The sequence below is a fragment of the Pseudoalteromonas aurantia 208 genome, assembly GCF_014858725.1.
In the GTDB taxonomy this organism is placed as follows: domain Bacteria; phylum Pseudomonadota; class Gammaproteobacteria; order Enterobacterales; family Alteromonadaceae; genus Pseudoalteromonas; species Pseudoalteromonas aurantia.
Genome location: NZ_AQGV01000014.1, coordinates 349,547 through 369,407, shown reverse-complemented (window position 1 = coordinate 369,407; position 19,861 = coordinate 349,547). Strand labels below are relative to the sequence as shown.

Sequence of the window (19,861 nt, the reverse complement as noted above, 5' to 3'; positions counted from 1 at the left end):
CTTTGCTTTATCTCGCTAGGGCTGCGCATGTTACGCTTTCCTATTTTTTTGTCAACACTTAAATTTAAAAGTTTTTCTTAAATGAAAAGTTAATTTAAGTTTTACTCGACGCTGCCTGCGTTTTGCTTTGCTAAGTTAGCGCAGCGCTCCGTGTCAGTGGGGTCGCATTATAGGGAGATGAAGAAAAAGCGCAAGCGTTTATTTGAAGAAAAGTGATAAAAATATCGTGTTCGAGCAAAATTACAACGAAAGCTCTATTTTTGCTACTTTTATGCACGATATACGATGTTTAAATCACCTATAGCCTAACAACGCAGTTAGTTTTACACTAGCCCTATTAGAATACTCTCTCAAACTGGGGCATTTAAATGCTAAGAAGCTATAAAGGGATCACACCCACTCTTCATGAATCTACTTATATAGATGAATCAGCAGTACTCGTTGGTAACATCACGATTGGTAAAGACAGCAGTGTTTGGCCTCTCGTCGCCGCTAGGGGTGATGTTAACTATATAAAAATAGGCGAGAGAACTAACGTACAAGATGGTTCTGTATTACATCTAACCCGCGCAACGACCAATAACCCAAGTGGCTACCCATTGATCATTGGCGATGATGTCACTGTTGGTCATAAAGTTATGCTGCACGGGTGCACATTAGGAAATCGAATTCTGGTGGGTATGGGTGCAATAGTTATGGACAATGTGATTGTAGGAGATGATGTGATCATTGGTGGCGGCTCATTAGTGCCACCAAACAAGACCCTAGAAGCCGGCTTTCTGTATGTTGGCAGTCCAGTAAAGCAAGCTCGACCATTAAATCCTGAGGAACTTGCCTTTTTAAAAGTATCAGCACAAAACTATGTACAGCTTAAAGATGAATACTTACAAGAAAGCTAATTTAATACTGCCATCGGGCTGATACACTTCATCCTCGATTAGTTGCTCAGCTTGAATTTCATAGTCAAATTGATGCTGAGCAAAATGGGCCAATGCCTTGCTTTGCTCATTTATAGGTGTAGTAATAATGCAAGGTACTATCATGCCCGAAACCATCGCATTAAAAGTTAACGTACAAGACACCACATCAAACTCTATTTGATCATTAAACAAAATACCTTGATTCATTATTAACTCGCTTCTCTCATCACTTGGTACACAATTTTTGTATCTGGCAGTGTATCTCGCCATAACAGGTAGGCCTCAGCCGCTTGCCCGACCAACATCCCTAGACCATCAACTAACTTACACTGCGCATTATATTGCGATACCCACTTTAAAAAGCTCGTAGTCTCATCGGCATAAAACATATCATACGCAAATTGACACTGCGCAATCAGGTGAGCATCGATGTTTGGCACTTGCCCTGACACACTCAACGATGTGCTGTTAATCACGATGTCAAAGCGCTCATTTGGAATTTCATCAAGTGCATAACTACTAACGGCCCCGTAAGAGTGAAACTCTTTGGCTAAAATAGTGGCTTTCTCAACAGAGCGATTGGCAATTACTATTTCCTTGACACCCGCGCAAAGTAAAGGGTAAATACAGCCTCGTGCCGCGCCACCCGCACCCAATAATAATAGCCGAGCGCCATTTAACTGTGCCCCTTGGTCAAGTAAGTCTTTAACTAACCCTGCGCCATCGGTATTGTCGCCCAACAATCGGCCATCCTCTAAGCGTTTCAACGTATTTACAGCACCAGCTAATTTCGCCCGCTGTGTGAGCGTATCAGCTAACGCATAAGCCTGCTCTTTAAAGGGCAAGGTTATATTAGCGCCACACCCTCCACTAGAAAAAAATGCTTCAACACTTGATTGAAAGCCATCTAATGGTGCTAAAATCGCTTCATAACTCAGCGTATCACCACATTGCTTTGCAAATTGCTGATGAATAGTCGGTGATTTCGAATGTTTTATGGGGTGCCCAAACACCGCGTATTTATCCATTTATTTTTAGCCTAGAAGTTAGCAACAATCATGAAGCAGTTAATTAAACGCATCTTTAATAAAGATGCAAGTAAAGTTGCAGCGCAACCCGCTCCAACCCCAGAGAAAACCCCTTATGAAATCATTGGTGGTGAACAAGGCGCGCGCGCTTTAGCCAATCGTTTTTACGACATAATGGCATCAGACCCTTACGCAAAGCCACTTTATGATATGCACCCGCAACCTTTGGATAGGATCCGACAGGTATTTTTTGAGTTTCTTTCTGGATGGTTAGGCGGGCCAGATTTGTTTGCTGAGAAATATGGTCACCCAAGATTACGCCAAAGACACATGCCCTTCCCCATTGATACTGCGCTCAAAGACCAATGGATGCACTGTATGAACAAAAGTTTGGATATAGAAATAGATAATCCATTATTACGAGAAGGCTTGCGTAATTCGCTCGACCAGCTCGCAGATCATATGATAAATCAACACTAAACATGCCTAATCAATGTAGCAATTAGCGCAAGACTTATTGCGCTAAGTCAAATTTAACTCGTCATAAAACACGCATAATACCCTTCTGTTTTTCTCGAATGAGTGGTGTGCGTGAAATCTATTCAACATAAAATTTATGCCTTACTGGCAATTACCGGCCTTTTGGTTCTGATCGCCAGTATATTAAGTAATAGCCACCAGCAACAAACCCTTGCTCAAGACACTGTTGAAAACAATATTAGGTTATTAGCAGACAATTATTTCGACTCAATTAATACCATGATGCTTACAGGCACCATGGCAAACCGAGAGATACTCAGCAACAAGCTGCGTGACCACCCTAATATTGAAGATGCCCATATTATTCGCTCTGCAAAGGTCAATAAACTCTATGGGCCGGGCAATAATAATCAATCAGCGAGTAACGCAGCTGAAATTGCAGCACTCAATGGCACGGAAACACTCGTTATTGAACAGCGTAATGATGACCGGATCATGACCTACCTAAAACCCATGATCGCAAGCAGTGATTATAAAGGTACAAATTGCCTTGGTTGCCATCAAGCCAACGAAGGGGACGTTTTAGGAGTAGTGCGTATCAGTTATTCACTTACCGGCATAGACAACACCGTTCACCAAAATACGCTAGTCAGTACAGGTTTACTCTCTGCTATTTTCTTGTTTACCTTTATCATTCTGGGGGGGTTATTCAGAAAGCTATTTATTGTCAGGCTAAAAGCCTTAGGTAAAACAATGCGCTTAGCTACTCAAAATAAAGATTTAAGCCTACGTATTAATGATACGATTGATGATGAACTCGGCCGTTTGGCCTGTAACTTTAATAGAATGATGGCATCATTCACTGATAATATTTCGCAAGTATCGCATTCAGCCAAAGTCCTTATTCACTCTGCTGAAACCATTTATACCTCGGCAGATACCACCGAGCGCGCTATCTTAGAGCAAAAGCAAGGCACTGACTCTGTTGCAGCCGCCATTAATGAACTCGAAAGTTCATCGAGTGAAGTTAAAAATACCACACATTTCGCTTCAGAAAAGTCAGAGAGCAGTAATCACCTTGCTGAGCAAAGCATGGCAATCGCCAATCATACTGAGCAAAGTATTAATCAACTTGCTACGGATATTCGCCAAGCTGGTGAGCAGGTGAGCCAACTGCAATCACAAACATTGGAAGTCGGTAAGGTACTAGAAGTGATCAGTAGTATTGCCGAACAAACCAACCTGCTTGCTCTCAATGCTGCGATAGAAGCCGCCCGAGCCGGTGAAGCCGGTCGTGGTTTCGCCGTGGTTGCTGATGAAGTCAGAACCCTTGCAACCCGTACCCATGATTCTACAGATGAAATAAAACGCACCATTGAAAAGTTGCAAAGTGAAGCAACTGATACAGTAAAAGCAATGAATGCGTCATGTGAAGAAGCTGACGAGCGCGCACAACAAGTCAAACAGGTTGCGCAAGCACTCAAAGACATCTCTGCACAAATGCATGGAATTAATGATCTTAATGTACAAATAGCGGATGCTACAGAACAGCAAAATTTAGCCGCTGAAGAAATAAACCAAAGTGTGGTTGCTATTCGAGATAACGCTGAACAGTCATTGGTTGATGCTCATGCCAGTAAAAATGTCAGTGAAGAGCTGCTAAACCTAGCTCGTTCACTTGATGAGCAAGTACGAAGCTTTAAGCTCGAATAACTCAATTCTGATCTATGTTAAGCAAAAAGGCACCATCACTGGTGCCTTTTTTATCTCTTAGTACAATTGAGTTTAGTTTTGTTGACCCAACCAATCTTGTGGTTTTAAGAAATGATCGTACAACGTAAACTCTGCACTACCTGGTTCTGGGGTAAAGTTATACTCCCAACGTGCTAACGGTGGCATAGACATTAATATAGATTCTGTTCGCCCCCCAGTTTGTAAGCCGAATAAAGTGCCCCTATCCCAAACTAAGTTAAATTCAACATAACGACCACGGCGATACAGTTGGAACTGGCGTTCATGCTCGCCATACGGAGTCTCTTTACGACGTTCAATTAATGGTACATATGCCTCTAAGAAGCCATTACCCACCGCTTGCATAAAGGCAAAGCTCTTATCGAAGCCCCATTTATTTAAATCATCAAAAAACAGGCCGCCCACACCACGAGTTTCTTGGCGATGCTTCAAATAGAAATAATCATCACACCACTTTTTGTAATCATCATAAATCTCGTCACCAAACGGCTGACATAAGTCTTTTGCCACCTGATGCCAATGCTTTACGTCATCAAGGACAGGGTAAAATGGCGTTAAATCAAACCCACCACCAAACCACCAAATAGGCGCTTCACCTTCTTTTTCAGCAATGAAAAATCGCACGTTGGCGTGACTGGTCGGTATATGAGGGTTCTTTGGGTGAATAACCAAAGACACTCCACACGCATGAAAACTTCTACCAGAAAGTTCAGGCCGATGCGCCGTGGCAGATGCTGGCATTGATTTACCAAAAACATGTGAGTAATTAACGCCCCCTTGTTCTATAACCGCGCCATCGCGAATAACCCGCGTTCTTCCGCCGCCACCTTCTGCTCGCTGCCATTCATCTTCAACAAATTTGGCTTGCCCATCTGCTTGTTCTAAGCCTGCACAAATATGATCTTGTAATGACAATAAAAAAGCTTTTACCGTCTCTAAATTAACATTTGCCATCTACAATTAGCTCCCTCTTAATACCGCACCAGTCAGTGCATGTTTTATTTGACTCGGAGCACTTGCTCCACCTAACGGCGCATCAACATAGAAACCAACTTGCGTGGTAAATACCCGCTTCGCTTCCTCTAAGCTTGCCACAGGTTCTTGGCCTGATAGATTTGCACTTGTTGACACCAGCGGCTTGCCAAATTGCTGACACAGTGCTTTTACTGTCGGGTGTGCTGTGACACGCACTGCAATAGTACTATGCACCCCCGTTAACCATTTAGGTGTACTTGTTTTAGCTGGTAGCACCCATGTTACGGCCCCAGGCCAAGAAGAAAAAATATCAGCACGCATATCCATTGGAATTTTCGTATCATCTACGTACGGTAAGCATTGACTATAGTCATCAGCAATTAAGATCAGCCCCTTAGCAACATCTCTTTGCTTGATGGCTAACAATGCTTCAACAGCATTCTGATTATCAGGATCACAACCTAAGCCAAATACGGCTTCTGTTGGATAACATATCACTTGGCCTTGTGTTAAAGCTTGAACAACATTATTAGGCTCTATTGACATCGCATTTTCAGATGAATTACTCACTGCGGTTTCTCTATTTTGTGCTGGCAGGACTTTTGCGGGCATTGTAACACAGCTTTTCCTGCCCTTTGCTTTTCTAACATGACTCCCCAACCACATTCAGGGCAAGTATGTACGACTGGTTGCTGATTCACGCTATATTTGCATTTGGGGTAGCAATCGCAGGAGTAAAAGAACTTACCAAACTTATTTTTACGTTTAGCTAATTGTCCTTTCTGACATTTAGGGCACCCAATCTCTTCTGGCTGCTCTTCTTGTTCATCGTGCACGATATAATTGCACTGCGGATAGCCAGTACACCCTATAAACATGCCATAGCGACCATTACGGATCACTAAATGATTGCCACACTCAGGGCAAGGCGATTCATCTAGAATTTTAATGTCATGATTATCGTGCTGGGCTAACGGTGTAATATGTTCACAGGTAGGATAACTCGTGCAGCCCAAAAATGGTCCATTTTTACTATGCTTCATGACTAATTCAGAACCACACTCGGGGCAAGGCTCATGTTCTTTGTCCAATGCATGCTGTTGTGCATTGAATAGCGAAGGGTCAATTTTGGTCATAGTACCTACTGAGGCTGCACGTAATTGCGCCTAATATAACTCCATCATATCTTGGGTCAAGGAGTTATAGTCATTCCATCAAGAAACCCCCACATATTAGTGTAAATACTCAGTTGGCTCATCAAAAATCAGGTCTTCCATTTGCGCATAGGCGTGTTCTTTACCTGGCACATTGAACAACACCATTAAAATAACCCATTTTAAGTCATCAAGACCAATATACGGTTTTTCTAAAGCAAATAACCTATCAATAATCATTTCACGTGTAATACTATCAATCACCCCTACACGCTCAACAAACATAATAAACCCTCGACATTGAACATCTAACATTTGACATTCTTTCTCTGTATAAATCCGTACGGCTTGATCTGCCGTAGCATTTAAATAAGGGATCTCATCGCTGTGTTGAAGATCAGCCAGCTGTTCTAACCAATCTAATGCTTTATAAATTTCATCTTGGTTAAACCCAGCTCGTAACAATTCGTCAGTTAATTCATTTTGCTCAACAAAAATATCTGCTTCGCTGTGGATATAGTTTTCAAATAAGTACATTAAAATATCAAACATAACTAACCCCTTGCTAATTTGATATAGCCGTTCAATACACGCTCTACTTTATCTTCTAACTCTAGATCTAATAATCGCGCGACGACTTTTTCAACTGGCCATTGTGTTCTTTGCGTCAAGGTATCTACACTGGTTACCTCAAAGCCTAAGTTTTGTAATACGCGACAATCCTCCTGTGAGATATCATTTTTAGCCATACTCTCTATAGTATATAGACTGTTTTCTGGCAAAAAGCTCACTTCTTCTAGAATATCACTCACATGCTCCGTAAGCTTAGCGCCTTGTTTTAGTAAAAAATGACCCCCTTGTGAGAGTGGGTTTTTAATAGACCCTGGTATAGCAAATACCTCACGGTTTTGTTCCAACGCATAACGCGCAGTGATCAGTGAGCCACTCTTAATTTCAGCTTCAACCAAAAGTACACCTAAAGAAAGTCCGGATATAATTCGATTCCTACGAGGGAAGTTACATGCTTTGGCCAGCGTGCCTGGTAAGAACTCACTTACCACTAACCCATGCTCAATGATTTGCTGATAAAGCTGCTGATGTCGTTTGGGATAAATTATATCGGTACCAGTACCCAGCACTGCGATTGTCTCACCCAAATGTGCTAACGCACCTTTGTGTGCAGCACCATCAACACCTCGCGCTAAGCCTGAGGTCACAACCAAGCCTGATTGCGTTAACTGATAAGAAAACTCAGCAGCAATTTCTAACCCAGTAGCAGTCGCACTGCGACTCCCTACAATCGCAATCTGTGGTTTTACGAGTAAATCAATATTTCCACGACAAAATAGAAGTAAAGGCGCCGTGCATATCTGTTTCAATAACGGGGGATAGCGACTATCAAAATATGACACAATCGCTATAGATAAAGTTTCACAATGACTAATAAGTGCATCGATATATTGCCAGTCAACTTTCACAAGTTGTACGGCTACAGACTCTGCTAATCCTAGGTTTTTTAGTTCATCAGTATTTAAATTAAACAGGTGATTCAAATCACCATGATCCATTAGGGCCTTAATACTAGATAGACCGAGCCCTTTGCATAAATATAGCGCCATACAGCGCGATAGTGACAATTGCGACATGCTCCCTCCTTAGAGCATTCGAGTAAAGTTATTCTGCGCTAACAGTATCTCCAACTCGAATTGGATGTATCGATTTAATAACCATTGCATAACTAATGTCGTCATACACTTTAAACACCATTAGCTCTCCTACCTTTTCCTTAGGCATAGTCCAAACAACACTATTCTCTGTATTACCTTTTCCAAACAGCTCTCTGACACTTTTCATAAACTTTTCCAAGCTATTCGCATCTTCAACGTAGCGAGGACCATGTTTACCTTCAATAACTGTAGGTGATTGTTTCTTAATATCAAGAATATGCCCTTCTTTAAGCGCTGCATTACGTCCTAGATTGAGCACCACAACAGCCGTCGTACCAAACTCCCGTAACTTATTGGTGCTAGCAATGATCATCCCCGCATCAATATTTTTAGGTTTCGCCATATGAAATTGCGCCGAATAGCTTTGCCCTTTTGAAATAGGTAAAAGCACATCCCCAGGCTTAATTTCTTGTTTGATCATTTCAACTTCCACAGAAGATGGAACACCATTTTGAATATTACCTACCCGTATTACCCGCGCGGAACCAACTAACTTTGTTTCATAGGCTAATGTAGCGCCCGTCGCTAAATCTATATAAGCTTCGCCTTGACGATAAATACCATAATTTGCCGATAACGGAAGAGAACCTTTAACGTATAAGATATGACCAAGCGTACTCATTTTCACATTACGACTGGCTCCCAAAACAATAGGACTGTTATTCAATGCATCTTGATCTAGAGCTTGTTCATATTCAATAAATGGTTCAATCATCGCCAGCGGTAAAGTCGGTATTGCGGTGCTTTTTTGCACCGCCACTCGACTATGTGGTGAGAGTTTTTTTACCCCTTTATCTAACATGAGCATCGGACGCCCTTGAGCATCATATTGCAATGCCAAAACATCACCTGGGTAGATGCGATCCGGGTTATTCACTTGCGGATTCCATTGCCATAACTGACGCCATTTCCAAGGGGAACGCAAATATAAGTTAGAAATATCCCATAACGTGTCACCTTTTTTAACAGTATATTGCTCTGGCGCACTCGATTTTAGATTTAAAGTATCTGCCAATATAGAGAATGAGGCACTCATGGCCATGAATAGCGCAGCAATTGGGTATTTCATTACGGCTTCCTTGAGTTATTTTTAGATATTATCAACCAAAACCTGTTAAAGGGGAACGTGAATGGCTAAAATAAGAACATACAATATCGCATTTTTAGCTCAACTGTAAAAGGTAACCATGGCAAAGTTAGAAGTACTTAGATTTCCAGATGAACGCTTACGCACTGTGGCGCAACCTGTGACTGAAGTAAATGACGAAATTCGTCAAATAGTAAAAGACATGATTGAAACCATGTATGACGAAAATGGCATAGGCTTAGCAGCCACTCAGGTTAACATTCATAAGCGTATCGTCGTGATCGATGTTTCTGAAGAACGCGATCAAGCGATGGTGTTAATTAATCCGGAGATCCTTGAAAAAGAAGGTGCTACTATTAGTGAAGAGGGCTGCTTGTCAGTACCTTATTCTTATGCAAAAGTGGACCGTGCAGAAAGTGTCAAAGTTAAGGCTCTGAATGAAAAAGGCGAAGAGTTTCATTACCAAGCCGATGGCTTATTGGCTATTTGTACGCAACATGAACTCGATCATCTAGTGGGCAAATTGTTTATCGATTATTTATCACCACTTAAACGTCAACGTATTCGTAAAAAGCTAGAAAAAGAAGCCAAACTTGCTTCACGTGCTTAACTCTTTTTAATTAAATTTGCATTGGATAACTCAGTGACCTCACCACTACGCATCGTTTTTGCCGGTACGCCCGATTTTGCCGCGCGCCATTTAAATGCCCTAATCGACTCCCAACATAATGTTGTGGGTGTTTATAGTATGCCCGACCGCCCTGCTGGTCGCGGCAAAAAATTAAAAGCAAGTGAAGTAAAGTTACTTGCCATGGAACATGATCTGCCCATATTTCAACCTGAAACGTTTAAGTCTATCGAAGCACAAGCTGAATTGGCAGCGCTTAATGCAGATGTAATGATAGTAGTCGCGTACGGTTTATTATTGCCTAAAGCAGTTTTAGACACACCAAAGCTGGGCTGCCTGAATGTACATGGTTCTATTTTACCCCGCTGGCGTGGTGCTGCACCAATTCAACGAGCGTTATGGGCAGGAGATTCTGAAACGGGTGTCACAATAATGCAAATGGACGAAGGCTTAGATACCGGTGATATGCTGTATATTGCGACTTGCCCAATCACAGCGCAAGACACCAGTGCGAGTTTGTATGATAAATTAGCTGAATTGGGTCCATCGGCATTGCTAGAGACACTTAACTTATTGATAAGCGACACAGCAACACCAATCAAACAAAACGATGACCTTGCTAACTATGCAAAAAAACTCTCTAAAGATGAAGCGAATATAGATTGGACTATGCCCGCAGTACAAATTGAACGTAATATCAGAGCATTCAACCCTTGGCCTGTTTGCTTTACTGTCATGCAGGAACAAGCGGTTAAAATTTGGCAAGCAACCGTACTCGATGAACAAGGTGATGCAGGAACAATTCTTCGTAGTGACAAACATGGCGTTGTCATCGCATGTGGCGAACAGGCTTTAGCAATTACTCAGTTACAACCACAAGGTAAAAAACCCATGTCAGCACAAGATTTTCTTAATGGCCGTGCTGAGTGGGTTACCACTGGTACTAAGGTAGGTCAATAATGGCGAACGTACGTGCACTCGCAGCTGAAGTTCTGTATCAAGTTGTCGATAAAGGTCAATCTCTCAATACACAGTTACCTTTTGCAGCGCAAAAGGTACACGGGAAAGACAAAGCTCTATTGCAACAAATTTGCTATGGCGTATTAAGATACTTACCCACTCTAGAACACTACTGCCAGCAACTGCTAGAGCAACCACTAAAAGGTAAACGCCGTGTTTACCAGTTCGTCTTATATGTAGGAATGTACCAGTTGCAATATATGCGTGTACCTGAGCATGCCGCAGTGGCTGAAACCGTCGCCGCGGTCGAGTCAATGCGGGCGCCTGGTTTAAAAGGATTAATCAATGCTATTTTACGTACTTTCCAACGCCAGCAAGCAGAGTTAGAGGCCAGCGCAAATTTAATTCCCGTATGCCAATTCAATCACCCAGGCTGGTTTATCAAAAAATTACAAGCTACATACCCTGATACATGGCAAGATATATTAGATGAAAATCAACAACAAGCACCAATGTGGTTGCGCGTAAATCAACAGCACTACACAACTGCTGAATACAGTGAGATGCTGGATGAGGATGGTATTGAGCACAGTACGGACGCACAGTACCAAGACGGTATACTCCTCGATAAACCGTGTGATGTGTTCACCTTGCCGGGCTTTAGAGAAGGTGCTTGCTCTGTACAAGATGCGGCTGCGCAGCTTGCCGCCAGACTATTAGACCCACAAGATGATGACTTAATTTTAGATGCCTGTGCCGCCCCTGGTGGTAAAACTTGCCACATACTTGAGTTAGCCGATGCTCGCGTGCATGCATTAGATGCCGATGACCAACGTCTAGAAAGAGTGGAACAAAATTTAAAGCGCATCGGACTGCGCGCAGAATGCATTCATGCGGACGCATCCACACCAGATACATGGTGGAATAGCACACCATATGACCGCATCTTGTTGGATGTGCCATGTTCAGCTACGGGGGTTATCCGCCGTCACCCTGACATAAAATGGCTGCGTCGTAAAACCGACATAGATGACCTTGCCGAGTTACAAGCCTCTATCTTGAAAAATATTTGGCCACTGTTAAAGCCCGGAGGCACATTAATTTACGCAACTTGCTCCGTGTTGCCTGAAGAAAATGCACAGCAAGTAGCACAGTTTATTACACAAACCAATGATGCAATACATCATCCCTTGCATGATAATGACACACCTGAACAACCAGGTATGCAATTGTTACCCGGCTTAAGTGATGGTTTTTATTATGCCAAACTCACAAAAAAACAATAACAATAAGTCATAAACTATGAAGATCATTATCTTAGGTGCAGGGCAAGTTGGCGGTACACTGGCAGAAAACCTCGTAGGTGAACAAAACGAAATAACCGTTGTGGATATTGACGGCGATAGGCTACGTGAGTTACAAGACAAATATGATTTGCAGGGGGTCACTGGGCACAGTGCCCACCCTGATGTCTTACGCCAAGCAGGAGCCGAAGATGCCGATATGATCATCGCGGTAACCAGCTCAGACGAAGTCAATATGGTTGCTTGTCAGGTTGCTTATAGTATTTTTAATACGCCGACTAAAATTGCTCGGATCCGGTCTGAGCAATACTTAAAATACCGTGAAAAGCTATTTCACAATGACGACTTACCAGTAGATCACTATATTGCACCAGAGCAATTGGTAACCAAGTATATTCGTCGCCTTATTGACTACCCAGGCGCACTACAGGTTCTGCAATTTGCTGAAGGCATGTTGTCATTGGTTGCCGTAAAAGCCTATTACGGGGGATTATTAGTTGGCTACGCCCTTTCTGCACTGAAAGAGCATATTCCGAACGTAGATACTCGTGTCGCAGCAATTTATCGTCAAGGTAAAGCCATTAAACCGCTTGGTACTACTGTTATTGAAGCCGATGATGAAATCTTCTTCATCGCGGCAACAAAGCACATTCGTGCCGTGATGAATGAACTGCAAAAACTTGAACAATCCTATCGTAAAATTATGATTGCGGGCGGTGGTAATATCGGTGCCGGACTTGCACGTTCACTGGAAAAGAATCACAGTGTTAAGCTCATTGAAAGAAACCATACTCGTGCTGCTCAATTATCTGAAATGCTTGATAATACCGTGGTATTTTGTGGTGACGCCTCTGATCAAGAGTTGCTCTCGGAAGAACATATTGAACAAGTCGATGCGTTTATTGCTGTCACTAATGACGATGAAGCGAATATCATGGCGGCCATGCTTGCAAAGCGCATGGGGGCACAAAAAACCATGGTGCTTATTCAACGTGGCGCATATGTAGACCTTGTTCAAGGCGGCGAAATAGACATCGCGATCTCACCGCAGCAAGCCACTATTTCGGCACTACTAACCCATGTCCGTCGTGGCGACATTGTAAATGTATATTCTTTACGTAAAGGTGCTGCAGAAGCAATTGAAGCCGTAGCACATGGGGATGAAACAACCTCGAAAGTTGTGGGTCGCTCTATCAGAGAGATTAAGCTTCCTATGGGCACAACCATTGGCGCCATCGTAAGAGATGATGAAGTGCTTATTGCTCACGATGACACCGTAATTATATCAGGTGACCATGTCATCATGTTTTTAATTGATAAGCGTCAAATTAGCGTAGTTGAAAAGTTATTCCAGGTGAGTGCACTATTCGTCTAGCGCACTCAATTTATTGCCTATTGCTCTTCATGCAATATTGTTAAATCAATCAAGTACTCTTTTAAAATACTTTCCATGGTGTTTTGCTCTCCTGTTAGTCTAATACCAAGAGCAATTGTGTCATCTTGAGGATGCAAGCTACAAATTGAGCCTGATAACGTGATCTGTTGATTATTCTTCCCTTCAAGTAAGACTTTGCAGTCTTGCTCTTTCATATTTTCAGAGTCATTGCCATCTTCATGGTGAATATCAAACTGTAACCCAGATAACGAAATATCTTTGATCACCCCAACACAAGAATGATCAGCTAAATTTATCACCGCAGGGATCAAGGTCGGCACACGAGTTTGAGCACGCAAGCAGTACGTTTGTACTTGTTTAGGAGGCATTAAAAAAATCAGTCGCGCAGGGTGAGAAGTCATTGCTTTAATTGTTGTTTTGAAAGCGATGACCTGGCCTTCTCCATGCTCTAATAATGCGCGAACAATGACCTGTGTTCCTTCTTTAATATAATCAACTGCTGCACCAAGGCGTTTAGAGCTAGGGAAGTTCAGCACTAAGAATTGTGCATCCAACTGACCGACAAATTCCGTTTTTAAACGCTTTGAGCCTGCCGGCATGATCACTTCAATATCTATCACACTACCAGCTGGGATTTGCGCAATATGGTGTCCGCTTCCTGCGGCGCTGGTTTTTAACATCACTCAACCTTACTAATATAGTGACTAAACCACACAGTTCAGTCCAAGAAATAAGTATATACCTATTATATAAGCCTCAATTAAAAACCGATATTTACTTAAATGCAAGCTGAGAAACGCATATTCATGCTTAGAATAAGCAAGAGAAAGGCAGGTGATACTGAAGTTCAAGTACCACCCAATACTATTACCCACGCCAAAATGTTGGGGTAAATAAAACTAACAAAGTAAATATTTCCAATCGACCAAATACCATAGCAACCGTCAATATCCACTTTGCAGTGTCTGTTATGTCACCATAATGTGCCGCAACTTCGCCTAACCCAGGTCCTAAATTGTTCAAGCATGCAGCCGTTGCTGAAAATGCCGTAATGTTGTCCATTCCTGTACCAAGTAGTGCTATCATGATAATTACAAACACCAATGCATAGGCTGAAAAAAACCCCCATACGGCCTCAACAACTTTGTCTGGTAATGCTTTTCGACCTAACTTAATTGAATAAATAGCGCGAGGATGTACCAATCGATTGAGCTCTCTCACGCCTTGGAGGTACAGCAAAAACACCCGTACTACTTTCATCCCACCGCCAGTAGACCCAGCACATCCACCAATAAAACTAGAAAAAATCAGTAATATTGGTAAAAATAATGGCCAAGCAGAAAAGTTATCGGTCGCAAACCCAGCTGTCGTGCTAATGGATACAGCCTGGAACAGCGCCTGATCTAATGTTTCATCGCCATTAACATATACTTGATTTGACGACAATACCGCAAAACATAACACCACCAATGCCAACTGAATAAAAAGAAATACTTTAAATTCAGGGTCGCGCAAATATACCCGTACATTTCGACTTGATACGGCCGCATAATGCAATGAGAAATTTATCGCAGCAATGATTAAAAATACCACGCAAATAAAATTAATTAAGGGGCTATCGAAATATCCCATCGACGCATCATAAGTAGAAAACCCGCCAATCGCTATCGTGGAAAAAGCATGGCAAATCGCATCAAACCACCCCATTCCTGCAGCCCAATATGAAACCGTACATGCAGCAGTAAGCGATACATAAATATACCAAAGGTGCTTTGCGGTATCCGCAATTCGAGGTGTCATTTTCGAATCTTTTACCGGTCCCGGAGTTTCAGCTCGATACAACTGCATACCACCCACGCCAAGCATAGGTAAAACAGCCACAGCCAAAACAATGATCCCCATACCACCAAGCCACTGCAATTGTTGTCGATAAAACAATACCGACTTAGGCAAGTGTTCGATGCCAGTCAGCACCGTTGCGCCTGTCGTGGTAAGCCCTGAAAACGCTTCAAATACCGCATCAGCCAAAGACAAACTCGGCGTTTGTAAAAAGATCAACGGGACTGATGCAAATGACCCTAACACCAGCCAAAATAGTACAACGATTAAAAAGCCTTCTCTTGCCTTTAAATCCCCCTTCTCTTTACGGTTAGGATAATATGCCAACATACCTATCACAATGCTAAATACGAAAGCTAAAACGAATGGTACACCACCACCGTCTTTATAGATCAATGACACCAAAGCTGGTGGTACCATAGTAATACTAAACAATGCCACCAGCTGGCCGAGAATTTTAATGATGGTACGAAATTGCATGCTGCTTTTCGCTTTTTCTGATTATTAGAACTAATTTAGCACCAATTGTCTTATTCTTTGATAGTTAACTCAACTACACCGTTACTTAAATCAAAAATTTCTTGTTGGGCTTGGCGCGCCTGACGATGATCAATACTAATTTTCCAGCAAACTGACGCACTATATTCTTTATCTATTGCTAAAATAGTAAAGTGTGACTGTAAGTACTGTTCAATAATACCTTGCAAGGCATAATCAGATTCGCCTTGTAATATAATTGAAGGTATTTTTAAGCAAGTTTCGAGTTCAACAAGGGCATTATTTAGCGACCCACCATACGCACGCACTAGTCCACCGGTACCAAGTTTAATGCCTCCAAAATAGCGTGTCGTCACTGCCGTGATTTCTCCAAGTCCGGAGCCTGTTAGTACATTCAGCATAGGTTTACCTGCGGTCCCATTCGGCTCACCATCATCAGAAAACCCATAAACATGACTACCTCCTGGCTGTCCCGCAACATGCGCCCAACAATTATGTCGCGCATCAGGGTAGTCCTCATTTATTTTTTTGATAAATGCTTTAGCATCGTCAAGCGTTGGCGTATGTGCAATATGCACTATAAACGTACTTTTTTTAATTTCTTCTTGGAACTTTAATGTACCACTCGGGATGTAATATTCTGACATACAATAATTGTGTACCTTAACAACAAAAGGGAGCTTTATGCTCCCTCATTCTAATTTAAACTTGCATAACCTTAATCTAAGTTCAAATCTCTTGTCATATTCTCAAGTCGATCATCATGTACAATGATGTTATCTTCAATTCGAATACCGCCAAAAGGTTTTAACTCTGCCACTTTGTCCCAATTGATGTACTGCTTATTGTCTGTGTCTGCTAAATCTCTCAATAATGAATCAATGAAATATAATCCAGGTTCAATGGTGAATACTTGATTGGCTTCAATTTTACGAGTACAACGCAAGAACGGATGACCTTCAGGTGGGTCTTGATGGGTACCTCGCTCGTCAGCCATAAACCCACCCATGTCGTGTACTTGCAGACCTAGATGATGACCTAAACCATGAGGGAAAAACGTTGACGTAATACCTTTAGTAACAATGTCTTCTGCTGGTAGCTTTACAATATTAAAGTCAGCTAAGACTTGGGCAACACGATTGTGGCAATCGATATGCAGTTCACCATAGAGTTTTCCTGGTTGTAATGCCTTACCTAATGCGATTTGATGCTCATTCATGACTGACACTAAATCGGCAAACTGTCCTTGTTTAGCATAATCATAGGTACGTGTGATATCAGATGCATAGCCATGAAAGTTTGCGCCTGCATCAATTAAGAATGATCGATGTTGCGCAGGTGCCTGACGATCAAAGTGGGTATAATGTAAAATTGCACAATTTTCATTTAGTGCCACTATATTGCCGTACGGTGTATCATTTTCCATATGTGATGTTGCATTCAAATAAGCTTGCTGAATACCAAACTCGGATGCCCCTGCATAAAAAGCGTCTCTTGCAGCAGTGTGACCAAGCACAGCTATACGGTTTGCTTCACGTAAACACACTAACTCATACTGTGTTTTATAAGCGCGATGAAAATGCAGATAATTCATCACCGGCTCTGGATTCATTTGTGTAAACCCGAGCGCTTGTGCAACTTCTAAGTACTCACCGATATATCCATAACCAGCTTTATCATAAGGTAAAAACTTTTCAACTTGATCAGGTTTTAATAATAATTCGATATCGAAATAATCAGCCCAAAAGTCACTTGGCTCATCTGGTACTTTATGCCAAAAATCAACCGGACGATAAAATATCAACTTTGGTTTATCTGTGCCGTTCACGACTAACCAACAGTGGGGATTATCTATTACCGGTAGCCACGCCTTAAATTGTGGGTTTACCTTGAACGGATAATACATATCATCTAAGAATTGACGTTTAGCTTGACCTGAATGGATCACAAGCCCTTCCAATCCTTCACGTTCTACGATTGTTTTTGTGCGCTGCTGTAACGTTGCAATATGCTCAGCATAATATTGTGCTAATTGTTCCATGGTGTACCCATTAAGTTTAATCTACCAATAAATCCAGTCTATCATAAGCGCTAAAAGCCAATCCAGCGAAGTCGCTAGATTGACTCTGTGGTAATACTTGATTCGACTCAGCCACCAATTTTCATATCCAAGATTGGTGCCAATACATTACCATCGCGACCCATTTTAGTGTGGTAAACTTGGCGGTAAGCAAAGACATTTTTGACATAATCACGCGTTTCTTTGTATGGGATCAATTCAATCCACAACTCTGCAGGCATCGCTTCATCTGGCAACCATTTTTTAATACGGTGATATCCCGCATTATAAGACGCAGTAGCCAGTATTTCATTTCCACCATTCTTCTTTTTTAAATACTCTAAGTAGTCAGTCCCTAAACGGATATTGGTAACTGGCTGAAATAGCTTTGTCTTAGAAACGCGTTGTTTACTTACATAACGCGCAGTGCTAGGTAGCAATTGCATTAACCCATAGGCATTAGCATGAGAGCGCGCATCAGGGGCAAAAGAGCTTTCACGACGCGCAACCGCGATACTCCAAGCCACATCAATATGGCTCTTTTCACTGTAACGATTAAATAAATCTTGATACGCAAGTGGGAAACGTAAATCGACATAGTCCCATGCTTTGATTTCTGCCAATGTATAAATAGTACTATCATACCAATCAAGATCAGCGGCTAATGTAGAGGCTGCTAATTTCTCTGGTATACTCGATGTATTCGTCAAATAGTTCCACTCTCTCCTCGCTTCAGTATAACGTTTCATTTCATAGAGTGCTTTTGCACGTTTAAAGCCGGGCGCTTCTGACACTTTAGTCAATAATTCAGGAGAAACATCTAAGGGTTTAGCGTTAAGAGATATAGGTAAACCAAGCCGTTCTGCTGCTAAAAAACCGTAGTAATCTCTTTTAACAGCAAGACTTTGCCACAATTGCTTTGCTTTGGATTCGTTGCCGCGATGAGCATGACTATATGCTAACCAATACGTTTGACCGTTACTTAAGTTTTTCATGGGTGTAAACAAAGCCGTGATCCCTGCCCAATCCTGCTCTTTGAGCATATTACCCATCATCCATTGCTTTAATTTACTATCTTGGTTTTCAGACGGAACTTTATTCAACCAAAATCGCGCTTGTGGGTGGCCTTTCGATGCCAATGCAAGAGCAAAACGATATGCGACGCTGTCTTTTTGTGATTGCGTGAAAGGAAACATTTTTTGCAACTTATCCCAAGCTTTGAGCGCTAACTTCTGATCCCGCCAAATTAATCTGCGTACGCCATAAATTGCAATTTCAGCCTCTTTTATGGAGCGCTTTTTAAATCGGTATAACCCCGCTGCAGCACTTGGATCTCGCCTAACGGTCGCATATAAATCAGCTAGGTACGCCTGCTCTTTTGGTAACAAGGTTTTTAGATAACGTAGCAATGATGTTTGCCCCCCTTGCGCAGCTTTGGTAATTCGCTGCCATACCATGTCGTCGGTTCTATATCCTGCATTTTGCCATTGCTTGAATAAGCTATTACACGCACGAGGCTGGGATTTACCCACGACCCAAAGTGGTTCGACCTGATTTAAAATGGCTTTTTTTGGCGCGCCTAAATCTAACTGATATTTTAGATAGCTACAGTGCAACTCTGCATCTTTAGTAGGCTGGTAATACTCAACGAATAGCGCTTTTTTACTTCGCCTTTTCAGGTACTTTAGCCAACTAGAACGCACCGGCCACTCTAGGGGAGTACCATCATACACACTAAGAAAATGCGCAATTTCCGCTTGATACTTTAGCTTGCTATTACGTTTGTAAAAAGCCAATTCCACATACGGTTTTAACGGATGATTTAGCGTTTGTAAGGACCGTTTAAACGCCTTGTGCTGTCCAGACCAAGCAATTCGCTCAGCAGCTTTAAATGCTTTATGAGTGTCATCTGCACAAGAAAACCAGCTAAATAGCCCAAGACTGGTAGCAGCAACATTCAAGATCCATGATTTCATAATGACCTAAATTGATTAAGTAAAAATAATATGCGGGCGTACCACACATGCTTTTGTAATACAGTAATTATCTAAAAA

The 19,861-nt window shown here is 42.0% G+C and carries 20 protein-coding genes; 7 read left to right on the top strand and 13 right to left on the bottom strand.

Features of this window, described 5'->3' with window-relative positions; genetic code table 11:
• Nucleotides 1-368: 368 nt before the first annotated feature.
• Nucleotides 369-899 carry a gamma carbonic anhydrase family protein gene (locus tag PAUR_RS18560; protein ID WP_192509205.1) on the top strand — a complete coding sequence of 177 codons (531 nt, stop codon included), beginning with the start codon at nucleotides 369-371 and terminating at the stop codon, nucleotides 897-899.
• Here the strand turns inward: PAUR_RS18560 and PAUR_RS18555 are convergent.
• Both PAUR_RS18555 and aroE read right to left on the bottom strand, forming a co-directional pair.
• Entirely contained in the window at nucleotides 885-1,127 is a 243-nt protein-coding gene (locus tag PAUR_RS18555; protein WP_192509204.1) for a DUF1488 family protein, read from the bottom strand. The two genes, PAUR_RS18560 and PAUR_RS18555, sit on opposite strands and share 15 nt — an antisense overlap.
• Nucleotides 1,128-1,129: 2 nt before the next feature.
• The gene (aroE, locus tag PAUR_RS18550) at nucleotides 1,130-1,948 is read right to left on the bottom strand and encodes a shikimate dehydrogenase (RefSeq protein ID WP_192509203.1); all 819 of its coding nucleotides are present in this window, start codon (nucleotides 1,946-1,948) and stop codon (nucleotides 1,130-1,132) included.
• Between the two features lie 30 nt (nucleotides 1,949-1,978).
• Here aroE and PAUR_RS18545 point away from each other — a divergent pair, with 30 nt between their 5' ends.
• Both PAUR_RS18545 and PAUR_RS18540 read left to right on the top strand, forming a co-directional pair.
• Entirely contained in the window at nucleotides 1,979-2,428 is a 450-nt protein-coding gene (locus PAUR_RS18545; RefSeq protein ID WP_192509202.1) for a group II truncated hemoglobin, read from the top strand.
• A gap of 105 nt (nucleotides 2,429-2,533) precedes the next feature.
• Complete coding sequence (locus PAUR_RS18540; protein WP_192509224.1) at nucleotides 2,534-4,141, top strand: methyl-accepting chemotaxis protein; 1,608 nt, start codon at nucleotides 2,534-2,536, stop codon at nucleotides 4,139-4,141.
• 72 nt (nucleotides 4,142-4,213) lie between these two features.
• On the opposite strand, the gene hemF is transcribed toward PAUR_RS18540, so the two are convergent.
• The 6 genes from hemF to PAUR_RS18510 form a co-directional block, all read right to left on the bottom strand.
• Nucleotides 4,214-5,134 (bottom strand): oxygen-dependent coproporphyrinogen oxidase, encoded by a 921-nt coding sequence (gene hemF / locus PAUR_RS18535; protein ID WP_192509201.1) that lies wholly within the window; start codon nucleotides 5,132-5,134, stop codon nucleotides 4,214-4,216.
• Between the two features lie 6 nt (nucleotides 5,135-5,140).
• Entirely contained in the window at nucleotides 5,141-5,701 is a 561-nt protein-coding gene (locus tag PAUR_RS18530; RefSeq protein ID WP_192509223.1) for an L-threonylcarbamoyladenylate synthase, read from the bottom strand.
• Between the two features lie 20 nt (nucleotides 5,702-5,721).
• Nucleotides 5,722-6,291 carry a DNA topoisomerase family protein gene (locus tag PAUR_RS18525; RefSeq protein ID WP_192509200.1) on the bottom strand — a complete coding sequence of 190 codons (570 nt, stop codon included), beginning with the start codon at nucleotides 6,289-6,291 and terminating at the stop codon, nucleotides 5,722-5,724.
• 96 nt (nucleotides 6,292-6,387) lie between these two features.
• Nucleotides 6,388-6,861, bottom strand: a complete 474-nt coding sequence (locus PAUR_RS18520) for a DUF494 family protein (RefSeq protein WP_192509199.1) — start codon at nucleotides 6,859-6,861, stop codon at nucleotides 6,388-6,390.
• 2 nt (nucleotides 6,862-6,863) lie between these two features.
• The gene (dprA, locus tag PAUR_RS18515) at nucleotides 6,864-7,955 is read right to left on the bottom strand and encodes a DNA-processing protein DprA (RefSeq protein ID WP_192509198.1); all 1,092 of its coding nucleotides are present in this window, start codon (nucleotides 7,953-7,955) and stop codon (nucleotides 6,864-6,866) included.
• A 28-nt stretch (nucleotides 7,956-7,983) separates the two neighbouring features.
• Complete coding sequence (locus PAUR_RS18510) at nucleotides 7,984-9,105, bottom strand: LysM peptidoglycan-binding domain-containing protein (protein WP_192509197.1); 1,122 nt, start codon at nucleotides 9,103-9,105, stop codon at nucleotides 7,984-7,986.
• Between the two features lie 118 nt (nucleotides 9,106-9,223).
• Here PAUR_RS18510 and def point away from each other — a divergent pair, with 118 nt between their 5' ends.
• From def to trkA, 4 genes are read left to right on the top strand one after another with little or no spacing between them, the layout of a single operon-like run.
• A complete protein-coding gene (gene def, locus PAUR_RS18505) occupies nucleotides 9,224-9,733 on the top strand; it encodes a peptide deformylase (protein ID WP_192509196.1) in 510 nt (169 codons plus the stop codon).
• A gap of 33 nt (nucleotides 9,734-9,766) precedes the next feature.
• Entirely contained in the window at nucleotides 9,767-10,711 is a 945-nt protein-coding gene (gene fmt, locus PAUR_RS18500) for a methionyl-tRNA formyltransferase (RefSeq protein WP_192509195.1), read from the top strand.
• Nucleotides 10,711-11,997, top strand: a complete 1,287-nt coding sequence (gene rsmB / locus PAUR_RS18495; protein ID WP_192509194.1) for a 16S rRNA (cytosine(967)-C(5))-methyltransferase RsmB — start codon at nucleotides 10,711-10,713, stop codon at nucleotides 11,995-11,997. The genes fmt and rsmB overlap by 1 nt, the downstream gene beginning before the upstream one ends.
• Nucleotides 11,998-12,013: 16 nt before the next feature.
• Nucleotides 12,014-13,390 carry a Trk system potassium transporter TrkA gene (gene trkA, locus PAUR_RS18490; protein ID WP_192509193.1) on the top strand — a complete coding sequence of 459 codons (1,377 nt, stop codon included), beginning with the start codon at nucleotides 12,014-12,016 and terminating at the stop codon, nucleotides 13,388-13,390.
• Nucleotides 13,391-13,407: 17 nt separating this feature from the next.
• On the opposite strand, the gene PAUR_RS18485 is transcribed toward trkA, so the two are convergent.
• The 5 genes from PAUR_RS18485 to PAUR_RS18465 all read right to left on the bottom strand — a co-directional run bounded on the left by PAUR_RS18485 (nucleotide 13,408) and on the right by PAUR_RS18465 (nucleotide 19,783).
• Entirely contained in the window at nucleotides 13,408-14,091 is a 684-nt protein-coding gene (locus PAUR_RS18485) for a flagellar brake protein (RefSeq protein ID WP_192509192.1), read from the bottom strand.
• Between the two features lie 187 nt (nucleotides 14,092-14,278).
• Entirely contained in the window at nucleotides 14,279-15,730 is a 1,452-nt protein-coding gene (locus tag PAUR_RS18480) for a TrkH family potassium uptake protein (protein WP_192509191.1), read from the bottom strand.
• 50 nt (nucleotides 15,731-15,780) lie between these two features.
• Nucleotides 15,781-16,395, bottom strand: coding sequence for a YigZ family protein (locus PAUR_RS18475; protein WP_192509190.1), 615 nt, complete (start codon nucleotides 16,393-16,395; stop codon nucleotides 15,781-15,783).
• 71 nt (nucleotides 16,396-16,466) lie between these two features.
• The gene (gene pepQ / locus PAUR_RS18470) at nucleotides 16,467-17,789 is read right to left on the bottom strand and encodes a Xaa-Pro dipeptidase (RefSeq protein WP_192509189.1); all 1,323 of its coding nucleotides are present in this window, start codon (nucleotides 17,787-17,789) and stop codon (nucleotides 16,467-16,469) included.
• A 107-nt stretch (nucleotides 17,790-17,896) separates the two neighbouring features.
• Nucleotides 17,897-19,783: a transglycosylase SLT domain-containing protein gene (locus tag PAUR_RS18465; protein ID WP_192509188.1), complete on the bottom strand. Its 1,887-nt coding sequence runs from the start codon at nucleotides 19,781-19,783 to the stop codon at nucleotides 17,897-17,899.
• Nucleotides 19,784-19,861 lie beyond the last annotated feature (78 nt).

Bases quoted from the DNA above. Each gene is read 5' to 3' on its own strand.
- aroE (WP_192509203.1), bottom strand. From the start codon at position 1,948: ATGGATAAATACGCGGTGTTTGGGCACCCCATAAAACATTCGAAATCA.
- PAUR_RS18560 (WP_192509205.1), top strand. From the start codon at position 369: ATGCTAAGAAGCTATAAAGGGATCACACCCACTCTTCATGAATCTACT.
- def (WP_192509196.1), top strand. From the start codon at position 9,224: ATGGCAAAGTTAGAAGTACTTAGATTTCCAGATGAACGCTTACGCACT.
- PAUR_RS18510 (WP_192509197.1), bottom strand. From the start codon at position 9,105: ATGAAATACCCAATTGCTGCGCTATTCATGGCCATGAGTGCCTCATTC.
- rsmB (WP_192509194.1), top strand. From the start codon at position 10,711: ATGGCGAACGTACGTGCACTCGCAGCTGAAGTTCTGTATCAAGTTGTC.
- dprA (WP_192509198.1), bottom strand. From the start codon at position 7,955: ATGTCGCAATTGTCACTATCGCGCTGTATGGCGCTATATTTATGCAAA.
- PAUR_RS18520 (WP_192509199.1), bottom strand. From the start codon at position 6,861: ATGTTTGATATTTTAATGTACTTATTTGAAAACTATATCCACAGCGAA.
- trkA (WP_192509193.1), top strand. From the start codon at position 12,014: ATGAAGATCATTATCTTAGGTGCAGGGCAAGTTGGCGGTACACTGGCA.
- PAUR_RS18545 (WP_192509202.1), top strand. From the start codon at position 1,979: ATGAAGCAGTTAATTAAACGCATCTTTAATAAAGATGCAAGTAAAGTT.
- PAUR_RS18525 (WP_192509200.1), bottom strand. From the start codon at position 6,291: ATGACCAAAATTGACCCTTCGCTATTCAATGCACAACAGCATGCATTG.
- PAUR_RS18555 (WP_192509204.1), bottom strand. From the start codon at position 1,127: ATGAATCAAGGTATTTTGTTTAATGATCAAATAGAGTTTGATGTGGTG.
- PAUR_RS18530 (WP_192509223.1), bottom strand. From the start codon at position 5,701: ATGTCAATAGAGCCTAATAATGTTGTTCAAGCTTTAACACAAGGCCAA.
- PAUR_RS18480 (WP_192509191.1), bottom strand. From the start codon at position 15,730: ATGCAATTTCGTACCATCATTAAAATTCTCGGCCAGCTGGTGGCATTG.
- PAUR_RS18465 (WP_192509188.1), bottom strand. From the start codon at position 19,783: ATGAAATCATGGATCTTGAATGTTGCTGCTACCAGTCTTGGGCTATTT.
- PAUR_RS18475 (WP_192509190.1), bottom strand. From the start codon at position 16,395: ATGTCAGAATATTACATCCCGAGTGGTACATTAAAGTTCCAAGAAGAA.
- pepQ (WP_192509189.1), bottom strand. From the start codon at position 17,789: ATGGAACAATTAGCACAATATTATGCTGAGCATATTGCAACGTTACAG.
- hemF (WP_192509201.1), bottom strand. From the start codon at position 5,134: ATGGCAAATGTTAATTTAGAGACGGTAAAAGCTTTTTTATTGTCATTA.
- PAUR_RS18485 (WP_192509192.1), bottom strand. From the start codon at position 14,091: ATGTTAAAAACCAGCGCCGCAGGAAGCGGACACCATATTGCGCAAATC.